Below are 11,998 nucleotides of genomic sequence, written 5' to 3'. Positions count from 1 at the left end.
CCATTATTTAATGAACGAATCGTTTCACGCTGAACCCGAATCAGACCCAGAAGAAAATCGAGCACGGCCTGCTGACGCGTTTCCACCTTCCCCAAAAACAAAACCAACCACAAAACGTTCAGCCACGACATCGTTTCTCCTCCATAACCAAGCAGGCTGTATGAACGTCTGGTGATTGACAACCAAAAACAGAAACAGGCGATCTCCTGAAACCCAAGCGAGGTGTTGCACCATGGCAGTATCCCGCCGATGAGCGAGGCGGGGCGGCCTTCAAGCCCAACGGCAAGGATACGCTGGGCACCGCCCACTTCAACCGTTTCGGCGAGGTCGTCGGCGGCACCCGTTTGGGCACCAAACAAACGGTGGAACGCGACGGTTTGGGCCGGGTCACCGCAACCACGCTGGGCAACCAATCGGCCACCTTCCAGCACCTCATCGTCAGTAACCGCGTGGTGGTCGCGAGCGAGGATAAGGCAAGCGATACCGCCTGGCGCGAGTCCTACGACGAACGCGGTTTGCTCCGCGAGGTCACCGTCGCCAAACCCATCGCGGCGACCACCCGGTTTACCTACGACCCCTTGGATCGTTTGGTGAGCGTGGTTCGCGGCGAGGGGCCGGCCGTGGGCACCACCCGTTACAGCTACTTCGAGGATACCGACATCGTGACGCGGGTAACCGGTCCCGCCGGCATCAGCCACAGCCAAAATGTGGTGATCGGCGACGCCGGCATCGAGATCACCCGCGCGGATGCCACCATCGCGGGCCAAACCGACACCGTTCCGATCACCATCAGCGCCGACGGCTTGACCGTGCAGCACGAGCTGGGCGGGGTGGGCACCGCCGTCACCCAATTGGACGGCTTCGGGCGGCCGACCGAAACCGGGGCCGGCGAAACCAAACAAACCACGACCTATGCCGAGGGCGAAACCACCACGACCGACGGCTTTAACGGGCGCACCGCCACGCTAAAGGTCGAAGATCCCTACGGCATCAAACAAAGCATCAGCGTCAAAGATCAAAAAACCGGCGACACCCGCGCGGCCAGCTCGGAGGTCACCTTTGACAGCACCGGCATGATCGCCAAGACCACCCAAGCCAGGAAGGAAGTGTCCGTGTAAACGGTGAGGGCGAGATCGAGGAGATCCGGGTCGCCGACCGGGTGGTCACCTTGGCGAATTACCACGCGCCCGGAACCACGAGCGCGACAACCCGATACGATGAACGCGGCCGGCCGATTTCCGGCATTGATCCCCACGGCCACGCTTGGTCCGTTACCTACAATGACAACGGCCAGGTGGCGACTTATACCAATCCACGGGGGATGGTGTACGATTACGGGTACCACCTAAGAAGCGCGATAACTCGCGATGATTTTAGCTAAATCGCTGGGCTACAACAGCCTGTAAAAATGCTCAGCACACCCACGGGGTGCGGTCGTGCGCGCCCGCTACTCGCTTTTTCCAAACCGTTTCGCTCCTGATCTTTAGCCAAAACGCCTCGCTTCAGCGCTTCTTAGGTACCATCCCGAGCCGGGCATCTTCTACCGCGTCAGCACCGAAGAATCAAATCGGACCGATGGCGCATGGGTGCTGTTTGCGCGAGGAGAAGGCGACAGCGGTTTGCTGAACGGCACGTTGGGCAATTGGCTGGGTCACGAGCAGTAAATCGGCATTCATCTAGGCGACAATGACAAAGGTTGGGCCGCAACTTAATACCAATCGGTGCGAGGCGAGATCGAAGGCGACGAAAAGGTCCATTCCGAACGCGGCATCCACCCGCGCATCGAACCACCAGCCACCACGGCGCAGACGGGTTTCAGCCGATAAAGCAATGACGCCATTGCGGGTAACCCGATGCACATCAACTGCCGCGACGCGAACCCCCGCGGTTTCGATGGTTCGCCCGCCTAACGTTTTTGAGGCGTCCGCGAATGAGTTAGTGCTTCAACAAATAAGCCTGTTCGGCGAAACCCAGGTCGGATATGCCCTGCACCACAATCTTCGACTCGCCGCTGGTGTATTCCGGCACGGCAATCACCAGGTTGGCGTGGCCGGTTTGGTCGGTGTGGGATTCGCCCAACTCCTCGTTCACCATACCGCGGCGCACGAGTTTGGCGCGCACATGGACATCGGCGACGGGATCGCCCGCGGTCACCATCTTGGCTTCGATTTTAAGGGTCGACTCAGCCATGGCACGCACGGTCGACAAACCGTTGATGATCAGCTTCAACTGGTCGGGCGGGGGCTCGGAATTGAGGTAATCCACGACCAACTCATCCAAATCACGGTTGGTCAAAACGTCCTCGGGGAAGGCGTCGGGGCCGTCGTAGTGGCCGGTTTTAATGGTGCGAATCACCCGCTTGTGCTGGTTTTCCAGCAACTCCATGATCTCGTCTTCACTGAGATCGGCCTTCTTCTTTTCGTAGGATGTCTGGTAGCTGTCCAAAATCTCGCCGCCGACATAAACCAGCGATTCGATCTTGGGGTTGCTGCGTCCTTTATCCTCAGTCTGAACATGATAGACTTTGGCTTTGTGCCTGACGTCGGTATTGAAGCCGGTAATCATAAGCGCCCACACCACCTACAAAAAGTTCACGGTCACCACGACCCATACGTTATCCAATTGAGCCCTTTAATGGTAAAGCAAAAAAACACAATTCGAAACCTTGAAATGCGGATCGCTTACAACGGCGCTCGCTTCCACGGATGGCAAATCCAACCGGACGTGCGCACGGTGCAGGGCGAGGTCGCGGCGGTACTGGCGCGCATTCTCAAACGCGAAACGGTGAAAACCGTTGGCAGTAGCCGCACCGACACGGGCGTCCACGCGCACGATCAACGCGTCGGCTTTGAAGTCGACATCCCCATTCCGCTCAGCGGCCTGCGCCACGCGCTCGAACGCTTACTCCCATCCGACATTCAGGTGCTCGGGCTGGTGGAACGGCCGCCCGGTTTCCAGGCGCGTTTTCACGCGCAAGGCAAACACTACGGTTATTGCATTCTCAACCCGCTGGGAATCGGCCGTTTACGCGCCTTTCAAAACCTGGCCTCGCCCTTTGTCGCCGATTTGGTGAGCGCCTGGGCGCAACCCCTGGATACCGACACAATGCACGAGGCGGCCCAAGCGCTGGTGGGCACGCGCTGTTTCAAAGCCATGCAATCGGCCAAGGACCAACGCCCCCATAGCGACACCACCATCTACAAAACCCGCGTGCGCCGCAAAGGTGCGCTGGTCTTTTTTGAAGTTGTCGGCAAACACTTTCTTTATTTAATGGTCCGCAACATGATCGGCAGCCTGATCCAGGTGGGCACCGGCGAATGGCGCGTCGACCAATTCGTTGATTACCTCAACAACGGGGACCGACGCTTGATGGGCGATACCGCGCCGGCACGGGGATTACACCTGTTCCACGTGTTCTACGAAAAGGAAGCCCTTGACTTCACCGCGGACGGGGACCGTTTCCTCGAGTTCCTGGGAAGTTGGCAACAGACCGACGCCTGGTCCCGCGGCGAAGGGGAAAGCTGAACAACCGCGTCAAAAGAAAGCCGATGACTGATGTAAAAAAATGATTTACCATTCATTTATTCATTCGCGGCGGGCACCCACGGCGAAACAGACCCGAACCACGAGCACCCCGCCCCAATTTCCGGTTGCTGCACCCTTTTGCAACCGTCACACCGCCGCAAGGCGTTTCTTGCAGCGCCTTTTCCGCGCCCATCATCGCTTTCCAGGGAGTCCCCCCACATGAGTTCCAAATACCCCCACCTGCTCGCGCCACTCGATCTCGGCTTCACCACCCTGCGTAACCGCGTCCTCATGGGTTCCATGCACACCGGTCTAGAGGATCGCGCCAAACACTATCCCAAACTGGCTCGCTATTTTGCGGAACGCGCCGCGGGCGGGGTTGGTTTGATCGTGACCGGCGGGATCGCCCCCAACCGCGTGGGTTGGCTGGCGCCGTTTTCCAGCAAAATGACCCGACGCGGTGAAATCGACCGTCACAAGTTGGTAACAGACGCGGTTCACAAGGAGGGCGGCAAAATCGCGATGCAAATTCTGCACGCGGGTCGCTACGGATACCACCCCCTCGCCGTCGCCCCCTCGGCGATCAAGTCGCCGATCAGCCCGTTCAAACCACGCGGCCTCAGCAGCCGCGGCGTCGAGGGCCAAATTAAGGATTTCGTGCGTTGCGCGACCTATGCCCGCGAGGCGGGTTACGACGGCGTCGAGGTCATGGGTTCCGAGGGTTACTTAATCAACCAATTTTTGGTCAAACGCACCAACCACCGCACGGACGAATGGGGCGGTAGCTACGAAAACCGCATGCGGTTCCCGGTGGAAATCGTGCGTCGCATGCGCGCGGCGGTCGGCAAAGATTTCATCATTATTTTCCGCCTCTCGATGTTGGACCTGGTCGAGGAAGGCAGTACCTGGGACGAAATTGTGACCTTGGCCAAGGCCATTGAAGGCGCCGGCGCCACGATCATCAACACCGGTATCGGTTGGCACGAGGCACGGATCCCCACCATCGCCACCATGGTCCCCCGCGCCATGTTCGCGCACGTTACCCAAAAAATGAAAAAAGAGGTATCGCTGCCGCTGGTCACCACCAACCGCATCAACATGCCGCAAGTCGCCGAGGACATTTTGGCGGCGGGCCAAGCGGATATGGTTTCCATGGCGCGCCCCCTGCTCGCGGATCCAGAGTTCGTCAAAAAAGCCGCGGAAAACCGCGTGGACGAAATCAACACCTGCATCGCCTGTAACCAGGCCTGTCTTGACCACGTGTTCCAAGCTAAGTTCGCCAGTTGCCTGGTCAACCCCCGCGCCTGTAACGAGGAAGATCTCAATTACACGCCGGCGAGCACGGCCAAAAAAGTTGCGGTCGTCGGCGCCGGCCCGGCCGGTTTGGCCGCGTCAACGGTGGCCGCCCTGCGTGGGCACCAGGTCGACCTGTACGAGGCAGACGGCGAAATCGGCGGTCAGTTCAACATGGCCAAACAGGTCCCCGGCAAAGAAGAGTTCCATGAAACGATTCGTTACTTTAAACGCCAAATCGAGCTGACCAAGGTCAACCTGCACCTCAACACCAAGGTCTCGGCGCAAGACTTGATCGACAAAAAATACGACGAGGTGATTCTCGCGACCGGGGTCAATCCACGCACGCCCGGCATCCCCGGCATCGACCACGCCAAGTCGCTGTCCTACATCGATGTTTTGCGGCACAAGACCGAGGTCGGCCAACGGGTCGCGATCATCGGCGCGGGCGGTATCGGCTTCGACGTGGCGGAATTCCTAGCCCACGAAGGCGAACACCAAGATCCCGACCCGGCGGTTTTTATGAAGGAATGGGGTATTGATCCCAATACGGAAGCCCGCGGCGGAATTGAAAACGTCCAACCGGTAAACCCGGTCTCGCCGCGCAAGCTCTACCTGCTGCAGCGGAAGAAAACCACGCCGGGCAAGGGTTTGGGAAAAACCACCGGCTGGATCCACCGCCGCTCCCTAAAGAAACGCCAGGTACAGATGATTGCAGGTGCGAGCTACGACCGCATCGACGACCAAGGCCTGCATATCACGGTCGACGACCACAGCCAATGCCTCGAGGTCGACCACGTGATCATCTGCGCGGGGCAAACCTCGAAGACTGAATTGGTAGAACCCCTCGAACAAGCGGGCGTGTCGGTTCACATCATCGGCGGCGCCAAGCTGGCGGCGGAACTGGACGCCAAACGCGCGATTGACGAAGGGAGTCGCCTCTCGGCAAAGCTCTAGAGTCTAAGATTAGAGGAATACCCGAACCATCTTCACAAAAAAAGCCGCGGCACATCACCGCGGCTTTTTTTATTTCAGGGTATCGGCTTCCTTACTTTAGATCGGAGGCAAAGACCTTTCTGAATTTTTCCATCTTGGGGGCAATCACCAACCGGCAGTAGGGCTGGTTGCCGTTGTTGGCGTAATATTCCTGGTGGTAATCCTCGGCCTCGTACATTTTGGTGTAGGCGCTGATTTCGGTCACGATGGGATCCTTGAAGGCACCCGCCTCGTTAAGCTCTTTTTTAATGCGGGTCACGGCCGCTTTCTGGTCGTCGTTGTGATAGAAAACCACGCTGCGGTACTGGGTCCCCACATCGTTACCTTGACGATTTAGAGTGGTGGGATCATGGGTTTTAAAGAACACTTCCAACAATTTTTCAAAGCTGATGACCGCGGGGTCATAGGTGATTTGGACGACTTCAGCATGGCCGGTTTTGCCGGTACAAATTTCTTTGTAGGTGGGGTTCGGTTTTTCGCCGCCGGCGTACCCGCTGACCACGGTCGAAACACCTTTTAATTCTTCAAAAACAGCCTCGACACACCAAAAACAGCCGGCACCAAAGGTTGCTTGTTCCATCTTACTCCCCTTCGAACTCTGATTAACGGGCTCCGCCGCGAACAAGAGGCTCCCGAAGACGCCTAAGACTAACCCAAAAAAGGCCGTTCGTTTTGCTGAAAAAGGGCGCATCACCCACCTCCCTGAACTTCATGGTGGTCCCGCGGTGCATCACGAGACAAGAAACGGCGCGACGGTCCCCCATCATTGAGACACCTTGGGCGCCTGACGCGCCCCCACCGTTTGCGTCGCGGCACGAAATGCCGATCTTCAGCCTAAACCGCGCGCCTCACCCATGCAAACCACCACAAATCAAAAATGATTCCCAAAAAAAAGAACCGGCGGCGGGAAAGTTGCTTTTCACGCCTCGAACACCGCGACCAACCAGCTGTTTTTAATACGCTTGTCCATGATGGCGTGGTTCGCCCGTCTTTTTTAAATTTCGACCACTACCCGTTCCTGGTGGTCACCGGGCGCGGCCAAGCACAAATCGCCGGTATCGGGCGCGGCCATATTGCCTCGTATCCGATGGGCCGTCCTGATCGCGACCGAGGTGAGATCCCCTTACAAACACGGCGGACCAGCGCGCGAAAACCGACCAAAACTTCGCGCTTATCAAACGAAGCGCGACAAATTTGCCGACTTTTTTACTTCGAGCCCTAAGTTTCGTTGCACGATTTCGTGGTGATGCGTTAGGCTAGGATGGTATTTAGCGTATTTTGTCCGTCCCATGCGTTCTGTTCGCTCCTGAACGGAAATGGATACCCCGCAACTGGATCGGTTACGCATGCCGTCCAGAAAGTCCAAAACGGCCGAAGCCGTTCCGTCGCGGCGCCATCAGACATCTGTCCGCCGGGCCTTGGGACTTTCATCGCGTTGCGGGTTTTTGAGAGGTTGTTTATGGATTGGACCCTTCAGGCCCCAGCCACGAAAAAATACCGTGCGTACGGCCGCAAGGACATCGATCAAATCGCCGGCTTGCAGCGATTACCCCAAGAACAGCGCGACATTCTGAAAGCTGTTTCTTACGTTTTACCTTTTCGGGTGAATAACTATGTCATTGATGAACTCATTGATTGGTCGCGCCTACCCGACGACCCCATGTACCAACTCACCTTTCCCCAGCCCGGCATGCTCTCCGAGGAGCACCTGAACCGCGTGCTGCCCCTGGTCCAAAACGGCGCCGACGACCGAACCATCATGGAAGTGGTTCGCCCGATTCAGATGGAATTGAACCCCCACCCCGCGGGCCAAAAGCAATGGAACGTCCCCAAAGATGCGGGCAACAGCATGCAAGGCCTGCAGCACAAATACCGTGAAACGGTCCTGTTCTTCCCGGCCCAAGGCCAAACCTGCCACGCGTACTGCACCTATTGTTTCCGCTGGGCGCAGTTTGTCGGCATCGACGATTTGAAGTTTGCCACCACTGAAGCACTAAAACTCGCCAACTACCTTAGGAAAAACCGGGAAGTCAGCGACGTATTGGTCACCGGCGGTGACCCCATGATCATGAAAACCAAGGTCCTGCGCCGCTACTTGGAGCCACTGCTCCAACCCGAAATGGACTCGGTACAATCGATTCGTATCGGGACCAAGGCGCCGGCCTACTGGCCGTTCCGTTTCACCCTGGACCGCGACGCGGACGACCTCATGCGCCTGTTCGAAGAAATCGTCGCCGCGGGCAAACACCTGGCGATCATGGCGCACTTCTCACATCCACGCGAGTTGGAAACCCCGGCCGCTCAGGACGCGTTGCGCCGTATTCGTTCCACCGGTGCGGTCATTCGCTGCCAGGCACCGCTCATTCGCCACGTGAACGACGATCCCCATGTATGGTCCACCATGTGGCGAACCCAGGTCAGCCAGGGCTGTATACCTTATTACATGTTTGTGGAACGCGATACCGGCCCCAAAAAATACTTTGAAGTGCCGCTCGCACGCGCCTTCCAGATCTTCACCGAAGCCTACAACAGCGTCTCCGGCTTGGCCCGGACCGTGCGCGGTCCGTCCATGTCGGCGCTGCCTGGAAAAGTGCTGGTCGACGGCGTCATTGACCTGCCGCAAGGTCGTTACTTCGTGTTGAAGTTCATCCAAGGTCGGAGTTCCGATTGGGTCAACAAACCCTTTTTGGCGGAATACGATCCCAAAGCCACCTGGCTGAACGACCTGAAGCCGGCCTTCGGCGAACAGGAATTTTTCTTTGAACCCGAGCTGGCCACGTTGAAACCACGCGGCTCAAGCTATGAAACAGCGGTCATGGCCGAGGGCTCGGCGGCACCCGCCTAAATCAAGCCCAACCTATTACCAAAAAGCCCCTCGCCATGAGGGGCTTTTTTTATGGGCAATATCCGCGAACCGCCAACAATCGAACAGCGGCGATAATCACAAGAGTGCAACCCGACAAGCGCCTGGCTTAAAAAAGTTAAACCGCACCGTCACAGCCGAAACCCCAGCAAATCCTTGGCGCTCACTCGCTTTTTCGCACCAAGAGGCAAGGAATTATTTTTCGGCTTTTTGGCGGACGACGCCGGCGAAGAGGATTTACGTAAGCGGCAGCCGCTTGGTGGAAAACCAAGACGCGTGCCGCCAACCGGCACACTGCCTCAACGAAAAGTCTGGAGCAACACAACTTGAAATCATTTTTGTTCACCGCCGTGATCAGCTTTATGTCCCTTTGTTTCACCCCGCTCTTTGCCGACGATTTGACAGCGACCTATGGCAACCGTTTGGTAAGTGCCCACGTTCACCAAATTACCGAAAACGGCGTGGTTCGCAACGACGCCAAAATGGGAACCTACGCCTTTGACGGCGCCGGCAATGTTTCTTTTATTGGTTTTGAAATCTACCCTTCTTCGTCCTATACCAACACCCGTACAGGCGGCCTCCATCCCAACGTGGCCATCCAAGATTTATACAGCGATGTTGAGGCGCACCCACTCACCCAACTCTGCGAGGAAAGCGATCTCGGTAAAATTTGGATTCCCACGCTGAATTACGTCAACCAAACCGGTACCTACCAGTATAAATGGGGCGCGATCCACATCACGCTCGACGGCGCCACCACCGTCTGGCAGCTTGCCGGCGACGCAAGCGACGGCGAACGCTGGAACCAGGTGTCGGCAGCGAGTCAAACCCTGGCGAAACGCATCAACCGCGCCCAAGGTTATGCCTACTTCACCGACGGTCTGGGTTCTTATCCATTCGATTTTGACACCGCTTTCGACCAAGGTTCGTGGAACAATAGCGCTTCGGCATATGTAGGGCGCAAGTACAGCAACGATGTTCCCGCGCCCGCGACCCACGCCGGTCAATGGCTCGGCGACGCGGGTTACCATAAATTACGCGGTATCCAGTTCACCAACGAAAGTTACGACGGTTCGATCATCAACCCTAGCATTTACGGCTTCATCTACTACTACAACCTGAACAATCCCGTCGATTACCAGCGCGCGGTCGCGCAGCATAGCATCAACGGCGTTTCCTACTTAAAACCCAATCAAGGCGCCATGATCCAACATACCTTGCTGTTTAACCGCTACGTCGCCTTCCCGACGATGTTCTTCCAAACCGTTGCCAACATCAAACACTACGCACCCAAAAACCCCTATGCCGGCGAAAGTCAGACGGCGTTTGATTCGCGCCGCTGCTTCACCGAGTCCGACTCCATTTATACCCAGGGTCACCTGCTCATCCACTTTGGCGCGTGGAACAACGGCCGCATGTCGCACTTGGTCTCCCTGGAGGTGTCCAAAAACAGTACCGGTTACCCCATCATTGGCCTCGGCCACGCCAAGGGCCAATTCCGCTAGCCCATAAACCGTGCCTCGAAGGACGGCGCCGAAGTAAAGAAGGGTCGCACCACACCGGTGCGACCCTTTTTTGGTTGGCCTGAGACCGGGGCTCGAGCAACCTTGAGCACTCGGTCAGTCGGATACCTGAGTTTAGTTTCGCGGCGGGTAGGTGCCTTCAAGCGCAATGCAGTAATTGAGGATCAGGGTAGGTTGTAGGTTGTTGTGCGATTGGTTACCGCCTTTGCTATCACAAGTCGCGTCAGCCATGGTCACTAAATTATCGGCCGGCCCGTAAACATCCATACCAAGAGTTCGGCCCGATCCCGAGATCGGCTCTGAATGAGCCTGGAAACTCCCGCCGATGTTGACAAGTCCCGTCGCGGGATCTTGCGAAACCTTCACCATATGGGTGTGGGCCGCTAATTCCGGCAGCGTGATGGTTACCGTCTCTACCCCGGCTTTATAACCGAGACCGTAACCACTCCCCCGGTGAACCGGCGTACGTCCTCTTAGGTCGGGAACCCCAAAATCGGTAGTCCCGTTGCCACCATAGTTCGTGCCAAGCAGGGAATAGAGGGTTGGATTTTGGGTAATGGGGATGGTTTGCCCGTCGCAAAAAGCCCATTTTGCCGGGGGAAAGTTAAAGCCGAACGTTCTGATTTCGCCAATAAATGGTTCTCCCATGAGTAACTCCTTCTGGGAACGCGGTTTTTGTCCATGATCCGCGTGTTTCTGAATGACTAACTGCGAGAAGGAAAAATACCGTCGAGTGCAATACAGTAGGTCAAGGTGTTAAACGGCTGACGGTTCTCGTGACCCAACGACTGACCCGCGGTACGCATATAGGCCGCAGCCCCGTGCGTCAGGGAAGCCCCTACATTTCCGGGGATATAGGTGAACGAACCCGTCTTATTTTCGTCTTGGGCGAGGCCTGGCACATTTCCGGCCGGGGTGTCGACTTCCGAAAGCTCCAGCTCGGTGGAAATCGTGTGTTGGTGGCTGGGAAGCTCGTTGGCATAAAGCTGGACGTCATTTTGACCAAAAGAGACACCGATCACCGCCGGAGAGAGACCGGGGCCGGTACCTGAATGCATCGCGGTGCGCCCCATCAAGTTCGGCACCGCAAAATTGCTAAAACCGTTGCCGCCGTAGATCGTGCTAATCACGGCAAACAAGATGGAGTTTTGGTTAATCGGCAAAAGTTGTCCATCGCAATAAGCCCAATCCCGCGGGGCATAGGTGTAGGGAAAACAACGAATCTCACCAACATAAGGCTCAGACATGATGACCTCCTAAGAACGGCTGGGATACGTACCCGTCAGGGCAATGATGTAGTTAATAACGGTGTAGGGCATCATGTTGTAGTGACCGGCATCGTCACCGGTCACTTCGACGGCGTCTTGAGCCAAAGGCTTGAGCGCACTGGCGGTGGCGGCCGCTTCGTAAAACACGCTGCCCGCCCCAACTTTGGCCATCACATTGCTTTTCGGGTCCTGACTGTTCGCTAGGTTGTTGGAACCCTGAAGGGGGTGACTGTGGCTTGGAATTTGGTCAAGCTTCAACGAAATACGTTCGTAGCCGAAGGCTTGGCCAACCGAACGCGGGGTCAATCCGGGGCCTGTGCCTCGACCCGCGGCGATGCGCCCGCGCAAGTCAGGAAGCGCAAAAGTCACGCGACCGTCGCCGCCGTACTGGGTGCCCAAAAGCGAGAAAAGGGCATCGTAGTTTGATATGGTGAGAAGTTGGCCGTCGCAAAGGGCCCAACCCACGGGCGCATAGTTGCCCCCAAAAATCCGTATCTCTCCCATGAATCGTTCTGACATATTGGGTCTAC

Annotated in this window: 12 protein-coding genes; 7 read left to right on the top strand and 5 right to left on the bottom strand. The window is 57.0% G+C overall.

Annotation, left to right across the window (positions count from 1 at the left end; genetic code table 11):
• Window positions 1–344 precede the first annotated feature (344 nt).
• Both J3U88_RS30735 and J3U88_RS30730 read left to right on the top strand, forming a co-directional pair.
• On the top strand, window positions 345–1,118 hold the full coding sequence (locus J3U88_RS30735; protein WP_207862851.1) for a hypothetical protein: 774 nt from the start codon (window positions 345–347) through the stop codon (window positions 1,116–1,118).
• A 50-nt stretch (window positions 1,119–1,168) separates the two neighbouring features.
• Window positions 1,169–1,381 (top strand): RHS repeat protein, encoded by a 213-nt coding sequence (locus J3U88_RS30730; RefSeq protein ID WP_207862850.1) that lies wholly within the window; start codon window positions 1,169–1,171, stop codon window positions 1,379–1,381.
• 554 nt (window positions 1,382–1,935) lie between these two features.
• On the opposite strand, the gene J3U88_RS30725 is transcribed toward J3U88_RS30730, so the two are convergent.
• On the bottom strand, window positions 1,936–2,565 hold the full coding sequence (locus J3U88_RS30725) for a hypothetical protein (RefSeq protein WP_207862849.1): 630 nt from the start codon (window positions 2,563–2,565) through the stop codon (window positions 1,936–1,938).
• A gap of 105 nt (window positions 2,566–2,670) precedes the next feature.
• Between J3U88_RS30725 and truA the strand changes: the two genes are divergently transcribed.
• On the top strand, window positions 2,671–3,525 hold the full coding sequence (gene truA, locus J3U88_RS30720) for a tRNA pseudouridine(38-40) synthase TruA (protein ID WP_207862848.1): 855 nt from the start codon (window positions 2,671–2,673) through the stop codon (window positions 3,523–3,525).
• A gap of 219 nt (window positions 3,526–3,744) precedes the next feature.
• The gene (locus tag J3U88_RS30715) at window positions 3,745–5,775 is read left to right on the top strand and encodes an NADPH-dependent 2,4-dienoyl-CoA reductase (protein WP_207862847.1); all 2,031 of its coding nucleotides are present in this window, start codon (window positions 3,745–3,747) and stop codon (window positions 5,773–5,775) included.
• A gap of 91 nt (window positions 5,776–5,866) precedes the next feature.
• On the opposite strand, the gene msrA is transcribed toward J3U88_RS30715, so the two are convergent.
• Window positions 5,867–6,394 carry a peptide-methionine (S)-S-oxide reductase MsrA gene (gene msrA / locus J3U88_RS30710; RefSeq protein ID WP_207862846.1) on the bottom strand — a complete coding sequence of 176 codons (528 nt, stop codon included), beginning with the start codon at window positions 6,392–6,394 and terminating at the stop codon, window positions 5,867–5,869.
• Between the two features lie 297 nt (window positions 6,395–6,691).
• On the opposite strand from msrA, the gene J3U88_RS30705 reads away from it, so the two are divergent.
• From J3U88_RS30705 to J3U88_RS30695, 3 genes are all read left to right on the top strand, one after another.
• Window positions 6,692–7,036: a hypothetical protein gene (locus tag J3U88_RS30705; RefSeq protein WP_207862845.1), complete on the top strand. Its 345-nt coding sequence runs from the start codon at window positions 6,692–6,694 to the stop codon at window positions 7,034–7,036.
• Window positions 7,037–7,273: 237 nt separating this feature from the next.
• The gene (locus tag J3U88_RS30700; RefSeq protein WP_207862844.1) at window positions 7,274–8,659 is read left to right on the top strand and encodes a KamA family radical SAM protein; all 1,386 of its coding nucleotides are present in this window, start codon (window positions 7,274–7,276) and stop codon (window positions 8,657–8,659) included.
• Between the two features lie 344 nt (window positions 8,660–9,003).
• Window positions 9,004–10,182, top strand: coding sequence for a hypothetical protein (locus J3U88_RS30695; protein ID WP_207862843.1), 1,179 nt, complete (start codon window positions 9,004–9,006; stop codon window positions 10,180–10,182).
• 132 nt (window positions 10,183–10,314) lie between these two features.
• Here J3U88_RS30695 and J3U88_RS30690 read toward each other — a convergent pair whose 3' ends face one another.
• The 3 genes from J3U88_RS30690 to J3U88_RS30680 are packed head-to-tail and all read right to left on the bottom strand — an operon-like array spanning window position 10,315 to window position 11,987.
• Window positions 10,315–10,848, bottom strand: coding sequence for a phage tail protein (locus J3U88_RS30690; protein WP_207862842.1), 534 nt, complete (start codon window positions 10,846–10,848; stop codon window positions 10,315–10,317).
• Window positions 10,849–10,904: 56 nt separating this feature from the next.
• Window positions 10,905–11,447 carry a phage tail protein gene (locus J3U88_RS30685; protein WP_207862841.1) on the bottom strand — a complete coding sequence of 181 codons (543 nt, stop codon included), beginning with the start codon at window positions 11,445–11,447 and terminating at the stop codon, window positions 10,905–10,907.
• Window positions 11,448–11,456: 9 nt separating this feature from the next.
• Entirely contained in the window at window positions 11,457–11,987 is a 531-nt protein-coding gene (locus tag J3U88_RS30680) for a phage tail protein (protein ID WP_207862840.1), read from the bottom strand.
• Window positions 11,988–11,998 lie beyond the last annotated feature (11 nt).

Source organism: Acanthopleuribacter pedis, from assembly GCF_017377855.1.
Lineage (GTDB): Bacteria > Acidobacteriota > Holophagae > Acanthopleuribacterales > Acanthopleuribacteraceae > Acanthopleuribacter > Acanthopleuribacter pedis.
The sequence above is the reverse complement of the archived record's forward strand: the minus strand, read 5'-3'. Positions and strand labels throughout refer to the sequence as shown.